The organism is Shewanella sp. 553 (assembly GCF_059338375.1).
Map to the genome: position 1 here is coordinate 1,464,783 of NZ_CM181701.1, position 25,663 is coordinate 1,490,445.

20 protein-coding genes and 8 tRNA genes are annotated in these 25,663 nt (G+C 45.7%); 22 read left to right on the plus strand and 6 right to left on the minus strand.

Annotation, left to right across the window (positions count from 1 at the left end; genetic code table 11):
• Positions 1 to 266: 266 nt before the first annotated feature.
• The 16 genes from AC5YBZ_RS06680 (at position 267) to AC5YBZ_RS06755 (ending at position 8,900) form a co-directional block, all read left to right on the plus strand.
• Entirely contained in the window at positions 267 to 2,414 is a 2,148-nt protein-coding gene (locus AC5YBZ_RS06680; protein WP_494519488.1) for a prolyl oligopeptidase family serine peptidase, read from the plus strand.
• 171 nt (positions 2,415 to 2,585) lie between these two features.
• On the plus strand, positions 2,586 to 2,984 hold the full coding sequence (ybgC, locus tag AC5YBZ_RS06685) for a tol-pal system-associated acyl-CoA thioesterase (RefSeq protein ID WP_494519487.1): 399 nt from the start codon (positions 2,586 to 2,588) through the stop codon (positions 2,982 to 2,984).
• Positions 2,974 to 3,663, plus strand: coding sequence for a protein TolQ (gene tolQ, locus AC5YBZ_RS06690; RefSeq protein WP_494524643.1), 690 nt, complete (start codon positions 2,974 to 2,976; stop codon positions 3,661 to 3,663). The genes ybgC and tolQ overlap by 11 nt, the downstream gene beginning before the upstream one ends.
• A complete protein-coding gene (tolR, locus tag AC5YBZ_RS06695) occupies positions 3,663 to 4,097 on the plus strand; it encodes a protein TolR (protein WP_494519485.1) in 435 nt (144 codons plus the stop codon). The genes tolQ and tolR overlap by 1 nt, the downstream gene beginning before the upstream one ends.
• Before the next feature lie 3 nt (positions 4,098 to 4,100).
• A complete protein-coding gene (tolA, locus tag AC5YBZ_RS06700; protein ID WP_494519484.1) occupies positions 4,101 to 5,036 on the plus strand; it encodes a cell envelope integrity protein TolA in 936 nt (311 codons plus the stop codon).
• A 9-nt stretch (positions 5,037 to 5,045) separates the two neighbouring features.
• Positions 5,046 to 6,371 carry a Tol-Pal system beta propeller repeat protein TolB gene (tolB, locus tag AC5YBZ_RS06705; RefSeq protein WP_494519483.1) on the plus strand — a complete coding sequence of 442 codons (1,326 nt, stop codon included), beginning with the start codon at positions 5,046 to 5,048 and terminating at the stop codon, positions 6,369 to 6,371.
• Between the two features lie 31 nt (positions 6,372 to 6,402).
• Positions 6,403 to 6,942, plus strand: a complete 540-nt coding sequence (gene pal / locus AC5YBZ_RS06710) for a peptidoglycan-associated lipoprotein Pal (protein ID WP_494519482.1) — start codon at positions 6,403 to 6,405, stop codon at positions 6,940 to 6,942.
• 24 nt (positions 6,943 to 6,966) lie between these two features.
• On the plus strand, positions 6,967 to 7,686 hold the full coding sequence (gene ybgF / locus AC5YBZ_RS06715; RefSeq protein ID WP_494543598.1) for a tol-pal system protein YbgF: 720 nt from the start codon (positions 6,967 to 6,969) through the stop codon (positions 7,684 to 7,686).
• Between the two features lie 161 nt (positions 7,687 to 7,847).
• A tRNA-Lys gene (locus tag AC5YBZ_RS06720) sits at positions 7,848 to 7,923 on the plus strand.
• Positions 7,924 to 7,960: 37 nt separating this feature from the next.
• A tRNA-Lys gene (locus AC5YBZ_RS06725) sits at positions 7,961 to 8,036 on the plus strand.
• Positions 8,037 to 8,166: 130 nt separating this feature from the next.
• Positions 8,167 to 8,242: transfer RNA gene (locus AC5YBZ_RS06730), tRNA-Lys, on the plus strand.
• Between the two features lie 130 nt (positions 8,243 to 8,372).
• Positions 8,373 to 8,448 (plus strand) — tRNA-Lys (locus tag AC5YBZ_RS06735).
• 37 nt (positions 8,449 to 8,485) lie between these two features.
• Positions 8,486 to 8,561: transfer RNA gene (locus tag AC5YBZ_RS06740), tRNA-Lys, on the plus strand.
• A 37-nt stretch (positions 8,562 to 8,598) separates the two neighbouring features.
• Positions 8,599 to 8,674, plus strand: a tRNA-Lys gene (locus AC5YBZ_RS06745).
• A 37-nt stretch (positions 8,675 to 8,711) separates the two neighbouring features.
• Positions 8,712 to 8,787: transfer RNA gene (locus AC5YBZ_RS06750), tRNA-Lys, on the plus strand.
• Between the two features lie 37 nt (positions 8,788 to 8,824).
• Positions 8,825 to 8,900: transfer RNA gene (locus AC5YBZ_RS06755), tRNA-Lys, on the plus strand.
• A gap of 354 nt (positions 8,901 to 9,254) precedes the next feature.
• Here AC5YBZ_RS06755 and AC5YBZ_RS06760 read toward each other — a convergent pair.
• The 3 genes from AC5YBZ_RS06760 to acs form a co-directional block, all read right to left on the minus strand.
• Complete coding sequence (locus AC5YBZ_RS06760) at positions 9,255 to 9,512, minus strand: GrxA family glutaredoxin (RefSeq protein WP_494519480.1); 258 nt, start codon at positions 9,510 to 9,512, stop codon at positions 9,255 to 9,257.
• Positions 9,513 to 9,577: 65 nt separating this feature from the next.
• Positions 9,578 to 11,317, minus strand: a complete 1,740-nt coding sequence (gene radD, locus AC5YBZ_RS06765) for a DNA repair helicase RadD (RefSeq protein WP_494519479.1) — start codon at positions 11,315 to 11,317, stop codon at positions 9,578 to 9,580.
• Positions 11,318 to 11,489: 172 nt separating this feature from the next.
• Entirely contained in the window at positions 11,490 to 13,442 is a 1,953-nt protein-coding gene (gene acs, locus AC5YBZ_RS06770) for an acetate--CoA ligase (RefSeq protein WP_494524645.1), read from the minus strand.
• 178 nt (positions 13,443 to 13,620) lie between these two features.
• Here acs and AC5YBZ_RS06775 point away from each other — a divergent pair, with 178 nt between their 5' ends.
• From AC5YBZ_RS06775 to AC5YBZ_RS06785, 3 genes are all read left to right on the plus strand, one after another.
• Positions 13,621 to 17,043: a hybrid sensor histidine kinase/response regulator gene (locus AC5YBZ_RS06775; protein ID WP_494543599.1), complete on the plus strand. Its 3,423-nt coding sequence runs from the start codon at positions 13,621 to 13,623 to the stop codon at positions 17,041 to 17,043.
• 24 nt (positions 17,044 to 17,067) lie between these two features.
• Positions 17,068 to 17,679, plus strand: a complete 612-nt coding sequence (locus AC5YBZ_RS06780; protein ID WP_494524647.1) for a fumarylacetoacetate hydrolase family protein — start codon at positions 17,068 to 17,070, stop codon at positions 17,677 to 17,679.
• 190 nt (positions 17,680 to 17,869) lie between these two features.
• Positions 17,870 to 19,159 (plus strand): NAD(P)/FAD-dependent oxidoreductase, encoded by a 1,290-nt coding sequence (locus AC5YBZ_RS06785; RefSeq protein WP_494524648.1) that lies wholly within the window; start codon positions 17,870 to 17,872, stop codon positions 19,157 to 19,159.
• 162 nt (positions 19,160 to 19,321) lie between these two features.
• Here AC5YBZ_RS06785 and AC5YBZ_RS06790 read toward each other — a convergent pair whose 3' ends face one another.
• Positions 19,322 to 19,879 (minus strand): outer membrane beta-barrel protein, encoded by a 558-nt coding sequence (locus AC5YBZ_RS06790; RefSeq protein WP_494519474.1) that lies wholly within the window; start codon positions 19,877 to 19,879, stop codon positions 19,322 to 19,324.
• A 714-nt stretch (positions 19,880 to 20,593) separates the two neighbouring features.
• On the opposite strand from AC5YBZ_RS06790, the gene AC5YBZ_RS06795 reads away from it, so the two are divergent.
• Positions 20,594 to 21,127 (plus strand): protein tyrosine phosphatase family protein, encoded by a 534-nt coding sequence (locus AC5YBZ_RS06795; protein WP_494519472.1) that lies wholly within the window; start codon positions 20,594 to 20,596, stop codon positions 21,125 to 21,127.
• Between the two features lie 306 nt (positions 21,128 to 21,433).
• Here AC5YBZ_RS06795 and AC5YBZ_RS06800 read toward each other — a convergent pair whose 3' ends face one another.
• Entirely contained in the window at positions 21,434 to 22,303 is an 870-nt protein-coding gene (locus AC5YBZ_RS06800) for a LysR family transcriptional regulator (protein ID WP_494524649.1), read from the minus strand.
• A gap of 176 nt (positions 22,304 to 22,479) precedes the next feature.
• Here AC5YBZ_RS06800 and AC5YBZ_RS06805 point away from each other — a divergent pair, with 176 nt between their 5' ends.
• Complete coding sequence (locus AC5YBZ_RS06805) at positions 22,480 to 23,610, plus strand: S-(hydroxymethyl)glutathione dehydrogenase/class III alcohol dehydrogenase (protein ID WP_494543600.1); 1,131 nt, start codon at positions 22,480 to 22,482, stop codon at positions 23,608 to 23,610.
• 114 nt (positions 23,611 to 23,724) lie between these two features.
• Complete coding sequence (fghA, locus tag AC5YBZ_RS06810; protein ID WP_494543708.1) at positions 23,725 to 24,567, plus strand: S-formylglutathione hydrolase; 843 nt, start codon at positions 23,725 to 23,727, stop codon at positions 24,565 to 24,567.
• A 259-nt stretch (positions 24,568 to 24,826) separates the two neighbouring features.
• On the opposite strand, the gene AC5YBZ_RS06815 is transcribed toward fghA, so the two are convergent.
• Positions 24,827 to 25,486: a response regulator transcription factor gene (locus AC5YBZ_RS06815; RefSeq protein WP_494519469.1), complete on the minus strand. Its 660-nt coding sequence runs from the start codon at positions 25,484 to 25,486 to the stop codon at positions 24,827 to 24,829.
• Positions 25,487 to 25,663: the final 177 nt, after the last annotated feature.

Consider the following 25,663-nt stretch of genomic DNA (forward strand, 5'->3'; position numbering starts at 1 on the left):
TATTTCTAATGCTTGGTAGTGATGGTTATTGCACTAGATGCACTCATTTGGCCTTTCTGCGATTGATTAAGCACAATATGTGCATAATTTTACGTTTTAATTAACTTATCCATGTTGGTTTTTTATTAACAATTAACTGGAGTATCGCTATCGTTGATTGTTTTAATATTATTGCGCTGTTTAATTTTACTTGTATAGTACGTGGTTATGAGCTTTTGCTCACAAATTTATTATAAATAATAACTAGATATTCAGGATGGCAACAGATGAGTCTTAAAACGATTTTGTCAAAGCAACACCTTCTGTTGATAGCGGGGTTTGGGCTAGTGCTCAGCGGCTGTCAGTATAATGCATCTCAAACTGATAACACGCCAACGACAACCCAAGGCGTGGTCGAGACACTTCATGGTGTCGAAGTAGCCGACCCCTATCGTTACCTTGAAGAAGACAGTGAAGCGACCCAAGCTTGGGTAAAACAGCAGCAACAGGCTGGTCATGACTATCTTGCTCAACTCGAAAATAAACAGGCCATTGTCGATCGTATCACTGAGCTGTGGAATTATGAAAAAGTGACCGCGCCAGCTGAGCATGGCGATTACACTTATTATTACCGTAACGATGGCCTGCAGGCGCAGTCGGTGTTGTATGTTAAAGATAAGCATGGTCAAGAAAAGGTTGCTCTCGATCCCAATAGTTTTTCAACCGATGGTACCGTGGCATTAAGCGGTGTGTCTGTTAGTGGTGACGGTAAAACGATTGCCTATGGCGTGTCAAAATCAGGTTCGGACTGGCAACAGTGGCAGTTTGTTGATGTCGTCAGTGGCAAAAAGCTGGTTGATGAACTCAATTGGATTAAATTTTCTAGTGCGCAATGGAGTAAAGATAACCAAGGGGTGTATTACTCTCGTTATGATGCGCCAGCGGGCGGCAACTTACTTGCCGATGTAAACTTTAACCAAAAAGTCTACTATCACAAATTAGGTACAGATCAATCTCAAGATGTGTTGATCTATGAGCGTCCCCAGAATAAAGATTGGGGATTTGGCGCCGAAGTATCGGAGCAGGGCGATTACCTGTTGATCTCGATTTCACAAGGTACCGACAGTCGCAATCGTTTCTTCTATAAGTCGTTAACCGAACACAATGCTCCGGTGGTTGAATTGATTGTTGAGCTTGAAGCCGAATATAGCTTCTTGGGCAATGATAAATCTGTGTTCTATTTTAAGACCGATTTAGACGCGCCTAATGGCAAAGTGATTGCCATTGATGTGAAGCGTCCGGCCAAAGCAAATTGGAAGACGGTGATTGCTGAATCAAGCGATCCTATTGCGAGCGTAGCAATCATTAACGATCATTTAGTGGTCAGCTACTTACATGATGTATTAGGTCAGTTATCTATTTTCAGTATGGAGGGTGCCAAGCGTCAGGATGTAGACTTGCCCGGTAAAGGGAAAATTGCCGGCCCTTATGGCAAGCGAAGCAAAGACTATTTCTATTACACCTTTAATAGTTACGTGCAGCCACAGACCACTTACAAGTTTGATTTTAAAACGGGTCAATCTAGTCTGTTCGCTAAACCAGAGGTCTCGTTTAACCCCGATGACTATGTGTCAGAGCAAGTGTTCTACACCAGTAAAGATGGCACCCGTGTCCCTATGATGGTTTCTCATAAGAAGGGATTAACACTCGATGGTAATAACCCCACCTTATTGTATGCCTATGGCGGATTTGCTATTTCATTAACACCGCGTTTTAGCCCAGCGAATATCGCTTGGATGGATATGGGCGGTATTTATGCTGTGCCTAATCTTCGTGGCGGTGCCGAATACGGTGAAAGTTGGCATCAAGCAGGCATGTTTGATAAGAAACAAAATGTGTTTGACGATTACTATGCTGCGGCGCAGTACCTTATTGACAACAATTACACCAATAGTACTAAATTAGGCGCTTATGGTCGCAGTAACGGTGGTTTGTTGATGGGGGCCGCGTTAACTCAACGTCCTGATCTGTTTGCCGCAGTGTTACCTGCAGTCGGCGTTTTAGACATGCTGAGATTCCACAAATTTACTATCGGTTGGGCGTGGACCAGTGAATATGGCAGCGCCGATGTCGCTGAGCAATTCCCCGCGCTACTCGCTTATTCGCCTTACCATAATATTACCGAGCGTGAATATCCGGCCACAATGGTGATGACAGCCGATCATGACGATCGTGTAGTGCCACTGCATAGCTTTAAATTTGGTGCACTGCTGCAAGACCGTCAAACAGGCGATGCGCCAATTATTATGCGTATCGAATCTAAAGCTGGTCATGGGGCGGGTAAACCCACAGCAATGAAGATCGATGAATTTGCCGATATCTACAGTTTCCTTTGGCACAGTTTTGGTTTAACTGTTCCAGCTAAGATTGGCTGATAACTGACTCGCTATGATAGAAACTTTAAAAGGGAAGTGAATAACTTCCCTTTTTTATTAACAAAATTTTATGAAGTAACTGCTTACTGATAGTGCCTGAACCATTCACAATTGCCTACGCTGTAGGTATAGTAGGCCTCTATTTTAGCTAATGTTTGGCGATCATTATTTATGTTTCGATGGCCTATTTCTGTTTATTACGAAGATACTGATGCAGGGGGAGTGGTTTACCACTCCAATTACCTCAACTTTTTCGAGCGCGCTCGCACCGAGTGGCTTAAACACATCGGCGTGAAACAGACTCAATTACTTGCCGATGATATTGCCTTTGTGGTTAAAAAGGCGGAGTTGGACTTTAAAGTAGCCGCTCGATTTGAGCAGGACCTTGTGGTTGAAACCGAAGTTATAGAGTTGAAAAAGGCTTCGTTATTATTTCGTCAACGGTTGCTTGATGCTTCAGGCAAGTTGTACTGCGAAGGTCATATTCTGGTTGCCTGCATAGCTTTGTCTCGCATGAGACCAAGAGCGATTCCGCAAAACATTGTTCAGGAGTTTAAGAGTGGAAGCTGATATTTCCTTTATTGGGCTGTTTTTACAAGCCAGTTTGTTAGTCAAGTTTGTGATGTTGACGCTATTAGCGTTATCAATTGTTTCCTGGGCAGTGATTATTCAGCGTCGGCGTTTACTGACCACGGCTAGAGAACGCGCACTCAAGTTTGAAGATAAATTTTGGTCTGGTGTCGATTTAAATAAACTCTATAAAGAACTCTCAGCGCGTCAAGACAGCAATAGCGGCTTAGAAGCCCTGTTTTACAGTGGTTTTAAAGAGTATGCTCGACTGAATAACCTTAATGGTAAAGTCCCTAGTGCGGTGATGGACGGCAGCTATCGTGCCATGCGCGTGGCATTGTCGCGCGAACTTGAAAAGCTAGAGACCCATTTACCCTTATTGGCTACCATAGGCTCAACCAGCCCCTATATTGGCCTATTTGGTACCGTGTGGGGGATCATGAACTCTTTTATCGCGCTAGGTGCGGTTGAAAACGCCACGCTTGCTATGGTTGCTCCTGGGATTGCTGAGGCATTGATTGCGACCGCAATGGGTCTATTTGCTGCCATTCCTGCTGTGATCGCCTACAACCGATTTTCGACTCAAGTGGATAAGATAGAGATGTCTTATGCCAATTTTATGGAAGAGTTTTCCAGTATTTTACATCGCCAAGCTTATAGCGAGAAGGAAGTGGTCTAATGCAACAAGGTTATCAGCGTAAACGACGCCGGCCTGTCGCTGAGATCAACGTTGTGCCTTATATCGACGTGATGTTGGTCTTGTTGATTATTTTTATGGTCACGGCGCCCATCGTTACTCAAGGGGTAAAAGTTGACTTACCACAAGGACAAGCTGAGACTTTGCCTGCAGACAGTAAGCCTCCCGTGGTCGCCTCTATCGATGCTAATGGTGATTATTACCTTGATGTGGGTTCGAGTAGCTCGAAGGAAGTATTAGATTTGGAGGAGCTGGCGGTAAGGGTCGGTGCCATTATTCAGCTAGAGCCAGAGCGTCCGGTGGTGGTTAAAGCCGATCGCAGTATTGCCTATGAAAAAGTGATTCAGCTAATGGTGTCCTTGCAACAGGCTGGCGTACCATCTGTTGGCCTGATGACAGATTCACCAGAGGAGTAATGGGTGGCAGCTAAATCAGATTTTACTTTACCTCTTGTTATTTCGGCCAGTATTCATATTGGCGTGCTTATCGTTGTAGCGATGGGGGTTAATTTTGACGAGAAACCTAAAGTGGTTCCTCAAGTCAGTGCCCCGGCAGTGCAAGCTGTGGTGGTCGACCAACAAAAGGTGGCACAACACGTTGAAAAGCTTAAGGCAGACAAGAGAGAAGCTGAGCGTAAAGAGCAAGCACGTCAGGAAGAACTTGAACGCAGAGCTCGTGAGGCTAAACAAGCTCGAGAGCGTGAGCAGGCACAAATAAAGAAACTTGAACAACAACGTAAACAGAAAGAGATAGAAACTCAAAATGCAGCTGCGGCGGCGAAGGCTGCCAAGTTAAAAGAGCAGCAAGAAAAAGAGAAAGCGGCGCAAGCAGAAGCGCAGCGTAAACAGAAAGAAGCAGAGCGAAAAGCCGCTGAAGATGCGGCAGCGAAGGCTGAGGCTAAGCGTAAACAGGAGGAAGCCGCGGCGAAGAAAGCGGCAGACGAACGTAAGCGTAAAGAGGAAGCTGAGCGTAAACGTAAAGCTGAAGAACAAGCACGTTTAGAGCAAGAGCGCATGATGCAAGAGGCTTTAGCGGCCGAGCAAGCGGCATTATCGCAGACTCGTAATAAACAGGTGACGACAGAAGTGCAGCGTTATACTTCGATGATCCGAGCGACTATTCAGCGCAACTTAGTGGTGGATGAGTCGATGCGCGGCAAAAGTTGTCGCATATTTATTCGACTAGCAAAGGATGGTTTTGTTACCGCCAATGAGATTTTATCGGGTGACCCTGTAGTTTGCCGCGCCACTAAAGCGGCTATTAATAAGGCGGGGCGTTTACCTGTATCGCCTGAGGCTGACGTTTATAATAAGTTAAAAGAGATTAATTTGACCGTTCAACCGGAATTTAATTAAAGGGGCTTCATGAAGATTTTGACAAAATGGCTAATTTTAGGGCTGTTGATATGTACAGCGCCTGTCAAGGCTGCACTGGATATTGTTATCACCGAAGGGGTTGATGCGGCGCGTCCTATAGCAGTCGTGCCGTTTGTTTGGCAAGGAACGACGCCTATGCCTTCACAAATATCGGATGTGGTGATGTCGGATCTGACCCGCAGTGGCACATTCAAACCCTTGGACGAACTTGGTCTACCGCAGCGTAATATCAGTTCTGCAGCAGATTTTAATTCCAGGGCTTGGTCGGGTGTTGGCGCAGAGGCTGTGGTGCTGGGTTCAATAAAGCCTTATGGGCCAGACCAATATTTAGTGAACTTTGAACTCATCGATTTGGTTAAGGCGCAAATGCAGTCAGGCGGCCCTTCATCGGCAGTTGACTACGTGATCGATAGCCGTGAAACGGTCATAAGTGCCGCTCAGTTTAGACAATATGGTCACAGGATCAGCGACATTGTTTATGAGAAACTGACCGGGATCCGTGGCGCGTTTTTAACCCGTATCGCCTACGTGGTAGTTGATCATCAAGATAAATCGCCCTACAAACTGATGATTGCCGATTATGATGGTTATAACGAACAGATGTTATTGCGCTCACCTGAGCCCTTAATGTCGCCTTCCTGGTCTTCTGATGGACGCAGGTTGGCTTATGTCAGCTTTGAAAACAAGAAAGCTGAAATATTTGTGCAAGACATTTATTCTCAGTCACGTACTAAGGTGACGAGTTTTCCTGGGATTAATGGTGCCCCTTCATTTTCGCCTGACGGCAAAAAATTAGCAGTTACCTTGTCTAAAGATGGTCAGCCTGAAATTTATGTAGTTGATATCACTTCAAAAGCCATTAAGCGTGTCACTAACCATTACGCTATAGATACTGAAGCGTCATGGACGCCTGATGGGGAGTCGATAATTTTCACCTCTGAACGAGGTGGGCGTCCGCAGCTCTATCAAGTGACGCTGGCTTCGGGTAAAGTTTCAAGATTAACCTTTGAAGGTGAATGGAATTTAGGTGGCTCTATTTCTCCTGATGGCCGCAGTATGGTCTTTGTTAACCGTACTAACGGTAAGTTTAATATTGCGCGCATGGATTTAGAAACACGCTTTATGCAAGTGCTGACTTCGACGCGTTTAGATGAGTCACCCAGTGTTGCCCCTAATGGCACTATGGTCATTTACGGCACAACTTATCAAGGAAAACAAGTTTTAGCGGCGGTCTCTATGGATGGCCGATTTAAGGCTCGACTGCCAGTTGGTCAAGGGGAAGTGAAATCTCCAGCTTGGTCACCTTTTTTATAATATCAATCTCGAAAAAGATTAAGGATGTAAAATGAATTTGAATAAGCTTTTTAAGGCGATGTTGGTTGCCGTTCCCGTTATGGCAATGAGTGCGTGTAGTACTACATCTGAGTCAGAAACAGATGCGAGCAGCTCAATGGGTGGTAATAACGGTAGCGAAATGACGACTGGTGGTGTTGAAACCGGCGGTGTGGCACCTATTTTAACCCCTGAAGAGCAGCAACGTCTTAAGTATCAAGAGTTGCGTAAAGAGCACATCATCTATTTCGATTTTGATAGAAGCTCGGTTTCTTCAGAGTTTTCTGAAGTGCTTAATGCCCACGGCGAATACTTAGTTGAACATCCTAATGTGCGCGTCATGATTGAAGGCCATGCCGATGAGCGTGGTACGCCTGAGTACAATATCGCCCTAGGTGAGCGTCGCGCTAAAGCAGTTGCTAAGTACTTACAAAGCATGGGTGTTTCACCTAGTCAAATGAGTATTGTAAGTTACGGTGAAGAAAAGCCACTTGATTTCTCTCGTACAGATGCGGGATTTGGCAAAAACCGTCGCGCAGTATTAGTTTACTAATAACGGATGTTAACAGGGATACATATGAAAAATGCCGTACTTACCGCGGCAATTCTGATGAGTGTTGGTGTGGCGACTGCCGCACCAGCGCCGGTTGAAGATATTGCTGGTGGTGCTTCTAATGATAGGGTGGCTCGTCTAGAGCGTATGCTCAAGGCAAAACAGGCTGCTGAGTTTGAAACACAGCAACGACTCGATACCTTGCAACAAGAAGTATTAGATTTACGCGGGTTGACTGAACAGCAAAATTATCAGATAAATCAGATATTACAGCGTCAACGTCAGCTTTATGATGATATTGCAAAGCTCAGCAGTGCTAAATCGGTGGTAAATACGGCTACTCCAGTCGCATCAGAAACTAGCTCGTCGTTAGGCGAAACCGCTTCTTACGAGCAGGCGGTTAATTTGGTGCTTAAACAGCGTCAATATGATGAGGCTATCCCTGCATTTAGAAGTTTTATAAAGCAGTATCCGAGTTCTACGTACGCAGCTAACGCGAACTACTGGCTCGGCCAATTGTTATATAATAAAGGTGAATTTGCAGAAGCGACTCAAGCATTTGATACCGTAGTTAAACAGTTTAAAGATTCAAACAAGCGTGGTGATAGCTTGGTTAAGCTGGGGATGATTGCACAAAAGCAGTCAGACAATGCAACTGCCAAGCGTTACTATCAGCAAGTGATCAATGAATATGCTAATAGTGCTGCGGCTAGAATCGCTACACAACAACTGGCGGGTCTTTAATCTCTATTTAACTAAAAAACATACCCTTAGTTTGTTTTTCATGCAAACGAAAAGAAATGAGAAATTTGCACTTGCATGAGAAGATGAAAAAGGTATTATAGGCGCCCTCAAAGCGGCGTAGTCGCAAGGGCGCTAAATCAAAAAGGTTTAGTTGTAAAAATGGGTCGTTAGCTCAGTCGGTAGAGCAGTTGGCTTTTAACCAATTGGTCGAAGGTTCGAATCCTTCACGACCCACCACTTTTTCTGCAGGTGGTTAAACAAGTAGACGCCAGATGGGTCGTTAGCTCAGTCGGTAGAGCAGTTGGCTTTTAACCAATTGGTCGAAGGTTCGAATCCTTCACGACCCACCACTTTTTCTGCAGGTGGTTAAACAAGTAGATACCAGATGGGTCGTTAGCTCAGTCGCTATTTTTGATAGAGAACAGGGCAGTTGGCTTTTAACCATTGATGACGGTTAATTCACATTATCATCACTTAGATGGGTCGTTAGCTCAGTCGGTAGAGCAGTTGGCTTTTAACCAATTGGTCGAAGGTTCGAATCCTTCACGACCCACCACTTTCTCTGCAGGTGGTTAAACAAGTAGATACCAGATGGGTCGTTAGCTCAGTCGCTATTTTTGATAGAGAACAGGGCAGTTGGCTTTTAACCATTGATGACGGTTAATTCACATTATCATCACTTAGATGGGTCGTTAGCTCAGTCGGTAGAGCAGTTGGCTTTTAACCAATTGGTCGAAGGTTCGAATCCTTCACGACCCACCACTTTCTCTGCAGGTGGTTAAACAAGTAGATACCAGATGGGTCGTTAGCTCAGTCGGTAGAGCAGTTGGCTTTTAACCAATTGGTCGAAGGTTCGAATCCTTCACGACCCACCACTTTCTCTGCAGGTGGTTAAATAAGTAGACACCAGATGGGTCGTTAGCTCAGTCGGTAGAGCAGTTGGCTTTTAACCAATTGGTCGAAGGTTCGAATCCTTCACGACCCACCACTTTCTCTGCAGGTGGTTAAATAAGTAGACTTCAGATGGGTCGTTAGCTCAGTCGGTAGAGCAGTTGGCTTTTAACCAATTGGTCGAAGGTTCGAATCCTTCACGACCCACCACTTTCTCTGCAGGTGGTTAAACAAGTAGACACCAGATGGGTCGTTAGCTCAGTCGGTAGAGCAGTTGGCTTTTAACCAATTGGTCGAAGGTTCGAATCCTTCACGACCCACCAATCTTTCTATATTCACTTTTCCTCTATATTCTAATCCAATTTTTGTAAATTTATGAAATGGATCAATATCGCCAAAGTCTTAGAATAAACCACTTAGCTTAGTATGCCCCCATTTATCAACTGTAACTCCCAATTAAGTCAAATTACATCAATACGCAATATTTAATCAGCATGATTGCTTAAATGTTGATGGTACATACAGCTCACGGTTAGAGACGTGATAATTCATAAGTAGAAAAAGAAGATGGTATTTTTGATGGTTGAATTACATGTTGAATTCATAACTGGCGAATTAAATAACTAAGGAGGCCTAAGCCTCCTCAATTATTACTTAATCGATTAAGAATAAACAAATTAGAGTAATTTGTTATCACGTACGTACTGTTCAAATTCAGTGCAACCACCAACGTGAACCTGATCAACAAAGATCTGCGGCACTGTTTCAACTGGCTTTCCAACGGTTTTTTCAAGATCGGCTTTGCTGATCCCTTCTGCATGGATATCTACATACTTGAATTTAAAATCATCACGAGCTTCAACAAGTTGCTCTGATAACTGAACGGCTCTAACGCAGTATGGACAGCCTGGGCGGCCAAAAATTACAACAAACATATAAACTCCTGAAAAAATAATTCGAGACTTTATACCATAGCTAAGATTCGATTGCATATTCTGTATCAAGCAAAGCGTTTTTCGGTGTGAAATCGTCCTTGGTAGTCGAAAAATCGTTCCAGTAAGTCCCAGCCTTTTTTACTTTTTTTGAGCAGTAATAGATCTGGCGCTCTAAAGGTGTCTCTGGCAGCAATAACCTGCTCAATGGTAGTGAACTTAGGTGGTTTACAACCAGGTGTACGAGTATGTTGGTGCACAAATATGGCGTAAAAGGCCCTAATTTGTGCGGGAGTGTCGAACTTGAAATAGCAATTAAAGTCATTGCCGTCAATATCCAGGTAACGCACCCTGAGCTTATTGTTGTGCGACTCTAATAGCATCTCTTGGCAGCGAAACAGGTGGTGATGCTTTTGTTGTAACACCTCTTTTAAGCGTTTATCTGGATCCACTAGCATGTGATCGCAATGTTGGCAGATTTTGGCTGCAATATCGTTTTCTTCGCCGCAGTTAGGACAAGATTTTGATCGAAAACGAAAATCACATTGCACCTTGCCTTGTTCAGTTTCGACTACGGCTTGGCATCGACGACCAAAATGCTCAACTAAATCACCCTCATCGTCGACTAGGCCCCAGAAGATATTGGCAAAGTGACACACAGGGCAGTGCACCTGTACAGGGACGCTTTTGCTGTTGGGTTTGACTTGACCAACCTCAGGGAAAAAGAGGTCGAAACCGTTAGCAGCATAGTCAATCACCAAGCAATCTGTTTTTCCCTCACAAATTCGCAGCCCACGCCCAACCATTTGCTGAAATAAGCTCACCGATGCGGTAGGCCGTAAAATGGCAATGAGATCAACATGGGGGGCGTCAAAGCCTGTGGTAAGTACCGCAACATTAACTAAGTATTTTAACTGCCGCAGTTTGAAGTGCTCGATGATTTTATCGCGATCTTGTGCTGTTGTCGTTGCCGTGATGAGTCCTGCGGGTTCATCGGCTAACAATGTCATTATCTCCTCCGCATGCCTAATCGTTGCTGCGAAAATAATGGTGCCTTGCTTATGTTGTGATAACTGCATTATCTGAGTCACGATTGCTTGAGTCGCTCGCCCTGATACATGGAGTAAAGCATTGACCTCTTTTTCACGATACTCACCACTATCGCTGGCTTGTAGTTCGCTAAAGTCATATTGAGCGGATAAACCATCAAACAGTTTAGGGGGGGTTAAAAATCCTTGTTTGATTAAGGGACGCATTGGCAGTTCAAAAATACACTGCTCAAAAGCGGGCTTATCATCATTTCCCATTTTACCGTGATAATGGTGACGATAGATCCAGCCGGAGTCGAGCCGATAGGGGGTCGCGGTTAGGCCTAGCAGTTTCAGTTGAGCATTTTGTGCTCTCAGGTGCGTTAGCAACTGTTGATATTGGCTATCTTTATCGGCAGTGACGCGGTGACATTCGTCGATGATCACCAGTGAATAGGGCTCATTAAACTGCGCCGGATTTTTCACGGCAGATTGAATGCTGGCGACAACGGTCTTATTGGCCGTTGATTTTTGTTTTAATCCGGCGGAGTAGATGCTGGCCTCTTGGGTTAATAGGCCAACTTTCTCAGCATTTTGGGCCACTAACTCTTTAACATGGGTGAGGATAAGAATGCGCCCGCGAGCAATGCGCGCTAGTTCGGCTATTACAATACTTTTGCCAGCACCAGTTGGGAGGACTAACACTGCAGTGTCTTGGCTGCGCCTAAAATGGCTCACCGCGGCGTCGACGGCTTGCTGTTGATAATCTCGTAATTTCACGCTGTGCTTATGTCGCTATCGCTGAGGCTACAAAGCTAACAGGATAGCAATGTGCCAAGGTTGAGTCGACCCGCGACGCTCTATATCAGATAAAAAAAGCCCCTCAAGAGGGGCTAGTCAGGTCAATCATGGCTTAGCATGAAATACGCCATAGCAGACAGCTAAGCTATGGTTATTCACTGCGATTTAAGCGGCTTTCAATCAAGGTGTCGATAACCGCTGGATCGGCCAAGGTAGATGAATCACCTAAGTTGGTCACTTCGTTGGCCGCAATTTTGCGCAAGAAGCGGCGCATGATCTTACCCGAACGTGTCTTAGGTAAGCCGTCAGCCCATTGAATTAAGTCTGGAGTGGCTAAGGCACCAATTTCTTTACGAACCCACTGACGTAAGGCCTGACGTAATTCTTCACTGGGCGTCGAGCCTTTAGTGAGCGTCACATAGGCATAAATCCCTTGGCCTTTAATGTCGTGCGGGTAACCCACCACTGCGGCTTCGGCGACTAACTCGTGTGCCACGAGCGCACTCTCGACTTCCGCTGTGCCCAAGCGATGACCCGATACGTTGATCACATCATCGACGCGACCCGTTATCCAGTAGTAGCCATCTTCGTCACGGCGGGCACCGTCACCGGTAAAGTACATGCCGCGGAACGTTTTAAAATAGGTCAAGGCAAAGCGATCGTGGTCGCCATAGACGGTACGCATCTGTCCTGGCCATGAATCGAGTATCACTAAGTTGCCTTCGGCAGCACCGTCGATAATATTACCCATGTTATCCACTAGTGCCGGTTGCACGCCAAAAAAAGGTCGGGTTGCCGAACCCGGTTTAGTGTCGGTCGCGCCGGGCAGCGGGCTGATTAAAATCCCGCCAGTTTCGGTTTGCCACCAAGTATCGACAATAGGGCAGCGCTCATGACCAATGACTTCATGGTACCAGCGCCATGCCTCTGGGTTAATCGGCTCACCCACAGATCCCATAATGCGCAATGAGCTGCCATCAAATGCGGCAAATTGCTCTTTACCTTCGGCCATCAAGGCACGAATGAGCGTCGGTGCAGTGTAAAGAATATTGACCTTATGGCGGTCAATCATCTCACCGAGTCGAGCAGGGCTTGGGTAATTTGGGATCCCTTCATGAATAAGCACTGTGGCGCCGTTAGCTAACGGACCGTAGACCATATAGGAATGACCCGTGATCCAACCCACATCGGCTGTACACCAATAGACTTCACCGTCTTTATAATCAAATATATACTCGTGTGTCATCGAGGCATAAACCATATACCCACCAGTGGTGTGTAACACACCTTTGGGGTTACCGGTCGAGCCAGAGGTGTAGAGTAAAAATAGCGGATCTTCAGCGCCCATCTCTTCAGGAAGACAATGCTCAGACGCTGTTTCCATCACGGCTTGCCATTTAATATCTCGGCCTTCAACCCAGTTAATATCACTGCCAGTGCGCTCATAGACAATCACTTTTTCAACGCAGGTCACATCAGGATGAGATAGGGCTTCATCTATGTTGGCTTTAAGTGGAATGGCTCGTCCGCCGCGAAGTCCTTCATCGGCGGTGACAATCACTTTGGATTTACCATCAATGACACGAGATGCGATTGAGTCGGGCGAGAACCCGCCAAATACCACAGAGTGCACCGCACCGATACGTGCACAGGCCAGCATGACCACTGCCGCTTCTGGCACCATAGGCATATAAACCGTGACCACATCGCCACGACGCACGCCTTGGCCGCGCAGTGCGTTAGCAAATTTACACACTTCTTTATGCAGTTCGCCATAGGTTACTTGGCGTTGGTCGGCGGCGTCATCACCTTCCCAGATGATGGCCACTTTATCGGCATTTTGGGCTAGATGGCGGTCCAGGCAGTTGGCTGATGCGTTTAATGTACCGTCATAAAACCAGTTAATTGACAGGTTATGATCGTCAAAAGAGGTTTTCTTAATTTTAGTGTATGGCTTTATCCAATCGATACGTTGACCATGCTCTCTCCAAAAACCTTCAGGATTAACTACTGATTCCTGATACATTTTTTTATATTGTTCTTCGTTAATGTTGGCGTGGTTAGCGATTTCGCTTGGAACTTTGTAGAGAGACTGGTTGCTCATCTGACTTCCTTTAGTATCTTATTGTGCGTGGGCAAAGTATGGATTGCTTCGGCACTTTCACTCCATTAGACCTTGGTCTAGTAAAAAAATATCCTTTAATTTTAATCTGTTGTGATTATATTCTCGCCATATTTACGCTAGTATTTGCTGCAGAATAATTAAAAGAACTGGAAAATCGATGAATCTGACCCTAATTGTCGGTGTTATCGCCATTTTATACGTGTCATTGCTGTTTTTATTGGCTTGGGCGGCAGAGCGTTGGTTTGGTCGTATCACCAAAAAAATGCAGAACTGGATTTACGGCCTCAGCCTAGGGGTCTATTGCTCGTCATGGAGTTTTTTGGGCACTGTGGGCCAGGCCGCGCAAGATATGTGGTCTTTCCTGCCTATTTTTTTAGGGCCAATCTTGGTGTTTACCTTAGGCTTTGGCCTATTGCGTAAAATGGTGATTGTCTCCAAGGCGCAAAATATTACCTCAGTGGCCGATTTTATTGCCGCCCGTTATGGCAAGTCGCAAACCATTGCCGCTATCGTCACCCTGATTGCCTTGTTCGGCATCATGCCCTATATCGCGCTGCAGTTAAAAGCGATGGTGTTTAGCTTAAACCTGTTTCAACCCGAGGATGCACCTTATAATGGCGCCGGGGTGTCGTTAATTGTCACCGCGCTGTTGGCCATTTTTGCCATTTTATTTGGCACCCGTAAGCTGGACGCTACCGAACATAACCCTGGGCTCATGGTGGCAATTGCCTTTGAGTCGCTGGTTAAACTTGGCGCCTTTTTATTAGTGGGTGTGGTGATAAGCTTCGGTTTTTTTGATGGTTTTACCGATATTTGGCAACAAGCTAAAACGGCCGATTTGATCAATCATCCTAACCTGCGTATCGAGCAGATGATGCCGCAGCTCTTGGTTGGGATGGCGGCATTTTTATGTATGCCGCGCCAATTTCACGTGATGATGGTTGAATGTGCCGATGAAAAAACCTTGCTCAAAGCGCGGTGGTTGTTTCCATTATATTTAGTGTTATTTGGCCTGTTTGTAGGGCCGCTGGCGTTGGCTGGCAAGTTAGTGTTGGGCGACAGTGTCTCTGCCGATACTTATGTGATTAATTTACCATTGGTGCTCGATCAACCGGTTGTCGCAGTCATTGCCCTATTAGGCACCTTATCGGCGGCTACCGGTATGCTAATTGTGGCGGTGGTGACCATCAGCGTGATGGTCAGTAACGAATGGCTCGTGCCGCTATTATTGCGTTCGGGTAAAATTCGACAAAAAAACTTCAGTCAATTTTCCCAGTTTTTACTCAATGCACGGCGTATCGCCATCATCCTTATCTTATTGCTCGGCTATTTTAGTTTTTTAGCCTTAATGGACAGTGACTCATTATCGGCGCTTGGCATGTTGTCCTTTGGCGCATTTGCTCAGCTTGGCCCTGCGCTTATTGGGGGGATGTATTGGAAGCACGGTAATCGCAGCGGGGTTTACTTGGGCTTAATCGTCGGCTTTGGCCTGTGGTGCTATATTTTGCTGCAAGGTATGGGCGGGGTTGATGGGGTCTTTAGTGGCGACTTTACCCTGCTCGAATCGATTAATCCTAATGTCCGCGATGTTCTGACCGCCTTACTGGCCAACTTAGCTTGTTATGTGCTTGGCTCTATCTGGTTTAGGGCCGGCGTCGCTGAGCGTATTCAGGCCAGTGCATTTGTGACTCCCGGTCAACTTAAAAATAGCACGGGGCGCAAAGCGTCTCCTATCTCACAGCAAGACTTACTGATTTTGGCCAGTCGTTTTGTCAGTCCCACTCGTGCGTATGAGAGTTTTTCACGCTTTTCTGAAACGGCGGTGCGCAGCGACAGTTGGCATAAGGTCGCCTCTCCGGAGTTAATTGCCCATACCGAGCATATGTTAGCGGGCGTCTTGGGCGGCTCGAGTGCTTCATTGGTGATGGATTCGGTGCTGCAAGGGCGTGACTTGGCCCTTGATGAGGTGTTTAATCTTGTCGATGAAGCCTCGTCAAAAATTATCTTAAGCCAAGATATGTTACGCGGCGCCATCGAACATGCCTATGAAGGGATGAGTGTGGTTGATAAAGAGCTTAATTTAGTGGCATGGAACTACAAATATGCCGAGTTGTATGACTACCCCGAAGACTTTTTACAGCAAGGTATGCCAATCGCCGATGTGGTGCGCTTTAATGCCGAGCGAGGTTTTTGCGGCGAGGGCGATATTGAGTCGCAAGTGGCAAAACGGGTACAACATATGCGCAATGGGACAGCGCATGTGTCTGAGCGCGAGCGCAAAGATGGCAAAGTCATTAAAATTCAGGGCAACCCTATGCCCAGCGGCGGCTTTGTCATGACCTTTACCGATATTACCCAATACCGAGCGCAGGCCAAGGCGCTGCAAGAGGTGAACGAAACGCTCGAAGCCCGGGTCAACGAGCGAACCTACGAACTGGCGCTGCTTAATAGCCAGTTGCTCGAGGCTAAGGCGCAAGAGGAAAACGCCAATGCATCGAAAAGCCGCTTTTTGGCGGCGGTGGGTCATGATCTCATGCAGCCATTAAATGCGGCGCGCTTGTTTACCGCTTCGCTGGCTCAGTATCCTAATTTAGATCATGAGGGGCGCACCACACTGTCACATGTGAATAGCTCGCTTAAAATTGCGGGTGAGTTGCTTACCGATCTACTGGATATCTCCAAGTTGGATTCGGGCACGGTTGATGTCAAGTTACGCGACTTTTCGGTGGCTGAATTACTCGAAGGCTTGGCGGTGGAGTTTGACGCCATGGCCAAAGATTATTCGATACAGTTTGCCATGGTGCCCAGTAGCGTCATCATTCATTCAGATTTAAGCCTATTACGTCGTGTGTTACAAAACTTTTTAACCAATGCTTACCGTTACGCCAAGGGGAATCGAGTGTTGTTCGGTTGTCGTCATCGACCCGGCGGACTCGAGATCCAAGTGATCGATACCGGCTGCGGTATTGACGACAATGAGCTGAGCGAAATTTTTAAGGAATTTAAACGACTCGATAATCCACAGAGTAACAGCGTCAGTGGCTTAGGTTTAGGCCTCGCGATTGCCGATAGAATTGCGCGAGTGCTCAAACATGATATCAAGGTAGTATCGACTTTGGGCCAAGGCTCAATGTTTTCGATAACCGTGCCATTAGGTGATGCCAGCCATGTGACCGCCCCTAAACGTTCTAATTTAATCATGCAGCCATTAGCTGGGGTCAAAGTGCTGTGTATCGATAACGAAGAGGCGATTTTAGCAGGGCTAGAAAGTTTACTGAGTCGTTGGCAATGTGAAGTCATTTGCGCCAGCGATCTGGCTGATGCCCGTATTAAGCTGGGCCTCAAGGGGGTCGCCCCGGATATCGTCTTAGCGGATTATCATCTAGATAACGACCAAAATGGGGTCGATGCCATGGATGGGATCCGCGCCTTGTATGGTGAGCACTTGCCGGGGATTTTGATCACCGCCAATACTCGCAAAGAGATAGTTGACGACGTGCGTCTGCGTGGCTATCACTACATGGCGAAGATGATAAAACCCGCAGCGCTGCGAGCGCTGATCTCGAGTTTAGTCAAATAAATAGTTCATATTTAGGAGCCTCATTTGAATCACGTAATATGTGATGGCAAGTCCATCATCCCTAGTAAGATTGTTTGTGTGGGTCGTAATTATGCCGAGCATATCGCCGAACTTAATAATGAGGTTCCCGAGCAGATGGTGTTATTTGTTAAACCCAATTCGGCTATATCCTCAGTGCTGAGGAGTTATCACCAAGAACCGCTGCACTATGAAGCCGAACTCTGTTTTATGGTGGCAGCTGGCCGTTTTTCCGCCGTGGGGCTGGGGCTTGATCTCACTAAAAGGCAATTGCAAAGTGAGTTAAAAGCAAAAGGCTTACCTTGGGAGCGTGCTAAGGGATTCGATGGCTCGGCGCTATTTAGCGAGTTCGTGAGTATTGCCCAAGATAGCCAGCAACTAGCCTTTACCCTGCATGTGGATGGTACTCTGCGTCAACAAGGTGATATTGGTTTGATGATCCATAAACCCGATATTATCTATCGAGAAATCAGCGAGTTTATGACCCTCAATGATGGCGATATTGTGATGACAGGTACGCCAAAAGGGGTTGGGGTGATTAACGCTGAAGAGGTGTTCACGCTACAGCTGCAATACGAAGGCTGTACCAGTATTGAGTGTCGTTGGCAGGCTCAATAGCCTTTTTAGTTTCAGCCTTAGCTAAATGATTTTATAGACTCTTATCTTAGATAACGCATCTCATTTTAACGATGCGTTTGATTCATTTCTTTGTTGTTGACCCGTGTTTGAACTTCTATATACTCAAATAACACACACCTTTGTAAAAAATATAAAACAAAGCTTTAGCCGAGCAACTTAGGGAGCCTTCATGTCATTACCGCGCTGCAATTCCTATTATAACGCCACCATAAACCAAGAAACTGACTATCAATCATTACAAGGCGAGCTTGATGTTGATGTCGTCATTATTGGTGGCGGTTTTACTGGCGTTGCCACTGCCGTTGAGTTGTCGGAGCAAGGCTACAAAGTCGCCATTGTTGAGGCAAATAAAATCGGTTGGGGCGCAACTGGACGTAATGGCGGTCAGGTCACTGGCAGTCTATCTGGCGACGCGGCGATGACGAAGCAACTGCGTAATCAAATCGGCAGTGAAGCAGAGGATTTCGTGTGGGATCTGCGCTGGCGCGGTCATGAGATCATCAAAAACCGGGTGGCAAAATACAATATCCATTGCGATCTAAAACTGGGTCATCTGCATACCGCCTATAAACCTGCTCATATGAGCGAGATGCAGGCGACCTTTGATGAAGGTGTGCGCCGGGGCATGGGGGATGAGCTTAAACTGTTATCAAAAGACGATATTCCCGAGTACCTCGATACGCCGCTGTATCATGGGGGCTTACTTAATAAGCGCAATATGCATCTGCACTCAGTTAATTTGTGTATTGGTGAGGCGAGGGCGGCCGAGGCCAATGGCGCGCTGATCTTTGAGCACTCAGCTGTGCTGGATATTATTGACGGCGATCGGCCCGTGGTGAAAACCGCACAAGGGCAAATTACAGCCAATAGCGTGGTCTTGGCGGGTAATGCTTACCATAAATTGGCGCGTAAAAAATTAAGTGGCTTGTTGTTTCCTGCCTCCCTAGGTAACTGCGCCACGATTAAGCTTGATCCCGCACTTGCTAAGCAGCTCAATCCTCATGATGTCGCCGTGTATGACAGCCGTTTTGTACTCGACTATTACCGCATGACCGCCGATAATCGCTTAATGTTTGGTGGTGGTACCAATTATTCTGGCCGCGATTCAAAAGATGTCGCGGCAGAACTTCGTCCGGCGCTTGAGCGCACCTTCCCGCAGCTTAAGGGGATTGAAATCGAGTTTGATTGGACCGGTATGGCGGGTATTGTGGTCAACCGTATTCCCCAGCTAGGTAAAGTGTCTAACAATGTATTTTACTGCCAAGGTTATTCTGGTCACGGCGTGGCGACCTCGCACATCATGGGTGAGATCATGGCCGCTGCTGTGATTGGTCAACACAAAGAGTTTGATCTATTTGCCAACATGAAACAGATCCGTTTGCCCGTCGGCGAATGGTTGGGAAATCAAGGCATGGCAATTGGTATGCTTTACTATCGCATGATGGAGAATTTCCGCTAACTCAGTGCGAATTTCACTCCTTAGAATGTTGCTTTATCGCCCTGTGGCTAAAGCATGTTATGGTTTAGGTGTATATTAACCTAATAGGTCATAACATGCTTTATCATTAATACACCATGACTCTTGTAAAGCTTCTTGCATAAGGTGTCGTGTTAAAAACCATTACATGTGATAAATAAGATTAATATTAATACTATCACCTTCAAAATTAACACCGTCAAAAGTAAAACTGTCATCGAATAATCTTAACCACTCAATTTGCAGTTCTAATGGCGAGCCATTATTAATGCCCATACCTACACCAAACTGTAAGACACTTTCTGTTTGTGAGGCATCAGCAATAGCGCCTTTGACACTGCCATAGCCCACGAGTCCATATATATTAAAGTGCTCATGTACCGGTAACGTTCCTTTTGCTAATAGGCTTAAACTGTTTTCGACTTCAACGCTAACTCCCATAAATTCATAGTCATCAATATTGGCGTAGCCTCTAAATTCAACGCCAAAATTGCGATGAAATTGATAGCCCACGATCCCGCCTAGTAATCCATTGTCGAACGAGTCTGAACCGACACCGACTACATCAACATTGGTATCGACATAGGCATACCCTAAACCAATATAGCCACGTTGAATGTAATCGTCGTTAGCATGGGCTAACTGGGCTGTTAAGCAGGCGAGAGAAAGCAGCAGTGTTTTATATCCATTATGTATATTCATTTTTTATCATCCTAGAAAATGTTTAAACTCAAATACTAGCTTTGTTCAATTATGATGAAGTTCCATTTGAAGTTCGTTTAATGTGAACTATGTCACGTACTTGATGGGGCGAATTCGATTCCTATGACAGCGGCATTGCTTACCTGAGATTTAGTATGGTTCAGCGTTATCTTCACCGTCTCCACAGGCGCTGATCAGCATGACGCATACCAGTGCAATGAGTATTTTGTGTAGTGTGAGCATATTAATCTCCATATCAAGGTAAGTACATCCAAGTGAGCCACTATTATGTATAGGTGATACTCAGCAATTTTCCATGGAGAGTGGGGAAATATATCTTTTATATCAGGGATTACTAACGTGTTTCATTAATTAGATTTTTGCTTGATAGGTGACGATAGGTCATTTTATGCAATAACGTGGCTATACTAATTTTGCTAAAAGGTGAATAACCCAAACTTATAGCTGGCTTTCAGTTACTGGCTTGGATGCGATCAATCCCCCTAGTGGTCAGTGGTATGTTTTATTAGCGCATGATGGAGGAATATTTTTTAGCGAGCGAGTTGTAATAAAAGTTTAACGGTAAGGATTTAATGGTGATCTTGAATGCAAATATCCTTTTTATTGGGGGTTAGCTCAACTATTTCAAAACCTTAGTGAACTAATTCCCTTGATTGAATGCCTTATTTAGCAAATTAAATCCAGGAATAAAAAATGAAAAAATTAGCGTTACTCTCTCTATTATTGTTTACGGGCTTTACCCATGCTGACATTACCCCGCTACCCGAGTTAAATGAGATCAAAGATTATCAGCAGCTCAACTCTAAGATCTTAACCGCGGGTTTACCGACAGAATCACAATTTAATACTCTGAGTAAAGCCGGTGTCCAGTTGGTGATTAACTTGATGCCTGATGGACAAAAGGATGCTCACGCGAATGAAGCCAAACTGGTCACCGATGCTGGTATGGAATATGTCTACATTCCCGTCGATTGGATGAACCCCAAGGTTGAGGCGGTAGAAGCTTTCTTCGAGGTGATGGATAAGCACCGTGATAAAGAGATCATTATCCACTGTATGGCTAATTATCGTGCCTCAGCTTTTGCCTATCTGGATCAGTTACGTATTGGTAATAAGGTATCTATGGAGGACACTATGGTGGAATGGGGCGATCTGCAGCAAAGTTTGCAAAAGTATTCTCAATGGGCTGAGCTAATCGAACAGGTTAAAGCTAAGTACAATCTCTAACTCTTACTTCTTCTATGTACTTATCCTAAGTGCAGTGACTAAGGACCAATTGTCTGTTCTCAGTTTAACTAGAAATACCTATGCCCAATCACTCAGGTTATTGGGCATACTTGTATCAGTGATGTGTCATCTTTAATCCGTGTGACAATCAAGACATTCATACTAAGCTCAAACATGCGACTTATGGGTTAATGTAGACAACGCATAAACCAAGATATACCACATAATCTGCTTCGCTTTGAGCGCATGAGCTATTCATAGGGCTGTGAAAAAAAACCACCCCAAAATGTTTAAAAAGGCACTCTGTCAGGGGAGTTTCTCTGCCAAAAAATCTACCATTAACCGCACTTTAGGCGAAAGGTGGCGGTTTTGCGGGTAGAGCGCCCACACACCTTCGTTGGGCTCTTGATAGGCGGTTAACAGGGGTATTAGGGTGCCAGCTTCGAGATCTTGGCTGATGTAATAGTTGGGGAGTTGCGCTATGCCTATTCCCTTAAGTGCGGCATCACGCAGGCCGTGACCTGTATTGCATCGCAACCGGCCATTAATCTTTATCTGTCTCTCCCGGCCTTGGTCGATAAAGCGCCAGTAATCATAGTTGCCGATTAAACAGTTATGCTGACTCAGCTCAGAAAGTGTATGGGGTTCGCCATAGCGTTTTAAGTAAGCTGGAGAAGCGCAAACAAAGTTTTTTCGCTGACTGATGCGTTTGGCCATTAAACTTGAGTCGGCCAACTTGCCGATACGAATGGCTAAATCGATACCGGCATCGATTAAGTTAACCTGGCGATTGGTCAGCTCAACATCCATCTCGACACTGGGATAGTTGAGCATAAAGTCATTAACAATAGGCAGAATATATTTCTCTCCATAAGCGACTGGGGCGGTCAGTTTAAGGCAACCTTGGGGCGTGCCTTTTAAGCTGCTTAGTGCGCGTTCGGCTTCATCTAATCCGTCGAGTACTTGACGGCAATGTTGATAGTAGAGCATCCCTTCTTCGGTCAGAGACACTTTACGGGTGGTGCGGTACAGCAATTTGGTGTCGAGTCTGTGCTCGATGGCGCTGATCTGCCTGCTGACTTGGGCGGTAGAGATCCCCAGCCGTTTGGCTGCGGCGGTAAAGCTTTCCGTTTCGGCCACGGCGACAAATTCGCTGACCCCTTCCCAAGGTTGCATTATTACTGTCTCGTAAAAATCATTTGCTGATTTGCTAGATTATCATTCCTCAAGAAACAAATACAATGGCTGCCATGAGGAGGCCAGTAATAAACTGGTTCGATTGTCATACCTGTTGCGAAGAAAGCGACTAAATTGTATGTGGCGCATCCACATCATCCAAGGGAGTTATTACTATGTCAGATAAGTTTATTAAGTCGAAAGCGGCCATTGCTTGGGGACCGGGTCAACCTTTGTCGGTTGAAGAAGTGGATGTAATGTTACCTAAGGCGGGCGAAGTATTAGTTAAGATTGTAGCGACTGGCGTGTGTCATACCGATGCATTTACGCTATCGGGGGATGATCCTGAAGGGGTATTTCCGGCGATTTTAGGTCATGAAGGTGGCGGCATCGTCGAGATGGTTGGCGAAGGTGTCACCAGCGTTAAAGTAGGCGACCATGTTATTCCGCTTTATACCCCAGAGTGTGGTGAATGTAAGTTCTGCAAGTCGGGCAAAACTAACCTGTGTCAAAAAATCCGTGAAACCCAAGGTAAAGGCTTAATGCCAGATGGCACCACGCGTTTTTATAAAGATGGCGAGCCAATTTTCCATTATATGGGTTGTTCTACTTTCTCTGAATATACCGTATTGCCAGAGATCTCATTGGCTAAAGTGAACCCTGAAGCGCCGCTTGAAGAGGTGTGTTTACTGGGCTGTGGTGTGACAACCGGTATGGGTGCAGTGGTTAACACTGCCAAAGTAGAGCCGGGTGCGAGCGTGGCGATATTTGGCATTGGTGGCATTGGTCTGTCGGCGATTATCGGCGCAACCATGGCTGGCGCTTCACGTATTATCGCTATCGATATTAATGACAGTAAGTTTGAGTTGGCGCGTCAACTTGGCGCGACAGATTGCATTAATCCTAAGGAATATGGCAAGCCTATCCAAGAGGTGATTGTTGAGCTAACCGATGGCGGCGTCGACTACTCTTTTGAGTGTATCGGTAATGTCGATGTGATGCGCTCAGCGTTAGAGTGTTGCCATAAGGGGTGGGGCGAATCTGTCATTATTGGCGTTGCTGGTGCAGGGCAAGAGATCTCGACTCGTCCGTTCCAATTAGTGACCGGCCGAGTATGGCGTGGCAGCGCGTTTGGCGGTGTTAAAGGACGCTCTGAATTACCAGAAATCGTTGAAAAATACCTACGTGGAGAGTTCAAGTTAAGCGATTTTATTACTCACACTATGCCACTTGAAGAGATTAACAATGCCTTTGATTTGATGCATGAAGGTAAGAGCATCCGCTCTGTGGTGCACTTCGATAAATAGTGGCAAAGCATAAACGGATTAGCAAAAACCTATTAGCAAAAACCAATTAGCATCAATCTACTGTGTGGCGCAGGTGAGCGCTGTTGCCTGCGCCACACAGGGTGAGGATAAATGATGACCATAGAAAATATCAGCAGTAATAAGAGTTTTGAGGGTTGGCATAAACAGTATAAACATCAATCCTCTAGCCTTAATTGCACGATGCGTTTTGCGATTTACTTGCCGCCTCAGGCCAGTGAACAAAAAGTGCCAGTACTTTATTGGCTATCAGGCTTGACCTGCACTGATGAAAACTTCATGCAAAAGGCTGGTGCAATGCGCATGGCTGCAGAGCTTGGGGTGGCGATTGTCGCGCCAGATACCAGCCCTCGGGGTGAAGGGGTTGCCGATGCTCCGGATGGCAGTTATGACTTAGGTCTAGGGGCAGGTTTTTACCTTAATGCTACACAGGCGCCGTGGAAGTCGCATTATCAGATGTATGATTATGTGGTGAATGAGTTACCTGAGTTAATCGAGCAGCATTTCCCGGTTAATGACAAACGCGCGATTGCGGGTCACTCGATGGGCGGACATGGCGCCTTGACTATAGGATTGCGTAATCCGCAGCGTTATCAGTCGATTTCGGCATTTAGTCCGATAGTCAATCCAATGAATTGTCCGTGGGGACAAAAAGCTTTTGAGCACTATTTGGGTAAAAATCGCGATGAGTGGTTGCAATATGATGCGTGTGAACTGCTAAAAAATGCCACGGCAAGGTTACCGATTCTGGTTGATCAGGGGACGTGTGACAGTTTCCTTGATGAGCAATTAAAGCCTCAGGCGCTCATCGATGTGGCCAGCACCAAGCAATATCCGTTAACCTTGCGTATGCAAGCTGGTTATGATCATAGCTATTACTTTATTGCCAGCTTTATTGAAGCGCATTTGAAGTTTCATTTTGAACACTTAACGGCTTAAGCTGTTTACATTTTAACTCTAGCACTACCGTATAAGCTTATAGTGTTAAAGCGTGAGTAGTCGTTCAACAAATAAGCCGAACATCAGTTCGGCTTATTTGTTGAATTGGCATAGTGTTATTAGCCAAAAGCTATGAATCGCCACTACTTCACAGGGTGGCTATTAAGCTCAGGCAGAGAGTGAGAACAGTCGATTTGAGGCCAGTGCTGCGTAAACCAAGAGTCAGCATTAGCGCTCGTTTCACCGCTGCTTTGTTACACTAAATCTCGACTCGGTCCATCTCTAGCTGTTGCAACGAAATTACCGCTTGGGTGCGATTTCTGACACCGAGTTTTCTGAAAATGGCGGTGGCATGCGCTTTAATGGTCGCTTCTGATACCCCTAAATCATAGGCAATTTGCTTATTTAACAGCCCTTCGGCAAACATCTGCAATACCTTATATTGCTGCGGTGTTAAGTCAGCCAATTTGGCAGCCATTTGATCGGTCGCATCTTCATTAATTTGTTGCAGTTCAATATTATCGGGCAGCCATATATCACCATACAACACTGTAGTGAGGGCCTCGGCTAGGGTTTCCATCGAGGCTGATTTAGGGATAAATCCCGCGCTACCGTAATGCACTGCGCGGCTAATCGTCATGGCATCTTCATGGGCTGAAATCACTACCACGGGCAGCTCTGGGAAGTGAGTGCGCAGGTGGATAAGGGTCGAGTAACCATGGGAGCCTGGCATTTGTAGGTCCAGCAGTACAATGTCGTAGTCTCTAGTACTGTTTTCTAATAGCTTTTGTAAGGCGTCAGCGCTGTCGGCTTCAAACCAATTGGTTTGCGCAAAGGCGCCACTCAATGCTTGTCGCAAGGCATTACGAAATAAGGGGTGATCATCGGCGATGATAATATTCAAATTTTCTAGCTTCATTGCTTTTTGGTTATCTTTGTTGCATTTGAAGGTGGATTCAATGTAACAGATAACCTGCGTATTATTCTATGGATTTTATGCCGATAATGTTGATTTTTTGTTTAATTGTTCTATTTGCAAGACTTTTGTCTAGTATGATGTGGCTGTATTAATGCCAGAATAGAGGCAATATATGAT

Coding starts and splice junctions, on each gene's coding strand:
- AC5YBZ_RS06680 (WP_494519488.1), top strand. CDS start 267: ATGAGTCTTAAAACGATTTTGTCAAAGCAACACCTTCTGTTGATAGCG.
- ybgC (WP_494519487.1), top strand. CDS start 2,586: ATGTTTCGATGGCCTATTTCTGTTTATTACGAAGATACTGATGCAGGG.
- tolR (WP_494519485.1), top strand. CDS start 3,663: ATGCAACAAGGTTATCAGCGTAAACGACGCCGGCCTGTCGCTGAGATC.
- tolB (WP_494519483.1), top strand. CDS start 5,046: ATGAAGATTTTGACAAAATGGCTAATTTTAGGGCTGTTGATATGTACA.
- pal (WP_494519482.1), top strand. CDS start 6,403: ATGAATTTGAATAAGCTTTTTAAGGCGATGTTGGTTGCCGTTCCCGTT.
- ybgF (WP_494543598.1), top strand. CDS start 6,967: ATGAAAAATGCCGTACTTACCGCGGCAATTCTGATGAGTGTTGGTGTG.
- AC5YBZ_RS06760 (WP_494519480.1), bottom strand. CDS start 9,512: ATGTTTGTTGTAATTTTTGGCCGCCCAGGCTGTCCATACTGCGTTAGA.
- acs (WP_494524645.1), bottom strand. CDS start 13,442: ATGAGCAACCAGTCTCTCTACAAAGTTCCAAGCGAAATCGCTAACCAC.
- AC5YBZ_RS06775 (WP_494543599.1), top strand. CDS start 13,621: ATGAATCTGACCCTAATTGTCGGTGTTATCGCCATTTTATACGTGTCA.
- AC5YBZ_RS06785 (WP_494524648.1), top strand. CDS start 17,870: ATGTCATTACCGCGCTGCAATTCCTATTATAACGCCACCATAAACCAA.
- AC5YBZ_RS06790 (WP_494519474.1), bottom strand. CDS start 19,879: ATGAATATACATAATGGATATAAAACACTGCTGCTTTCTCTCGCCTGC.
- AC5YBZ_RS06795 (WP_494519472.1), top strand. CDS start 20,594: ATGAAAAAATTAGCGTTACTCTCTCTATTATTGTTTACGGGCTTTACC.
- AC5YBZ_RS06800 (WP_494524649.1), bottom strand. CDS start 22,303: ATGCAACCTTGGGAAGGGGTCAGCGAATTTGTCGCCGTGGCCGAAACG.
- AC5YBZ_RS06805 (WP_494543600.1), top strand. CDS start 22,480: ATGTCAGATAAGTTTATTAAGTCGAAAGCGGCCATTGCTTGGGGACCG.
- fghA (WP_494543708.1), top strand. CDS start 23,725: ATGACCATAGAAAATATCAGCAGTAATAAGAGTTTTGAGGGTTGGCAT.
- AC5YBZ_RS06815 (WP_494519469.1), bottom strand. CDS start 25,486: ATGAAGCTAGAAAATTTGAATATTATCATCGCCGATGATCACCCCTTA.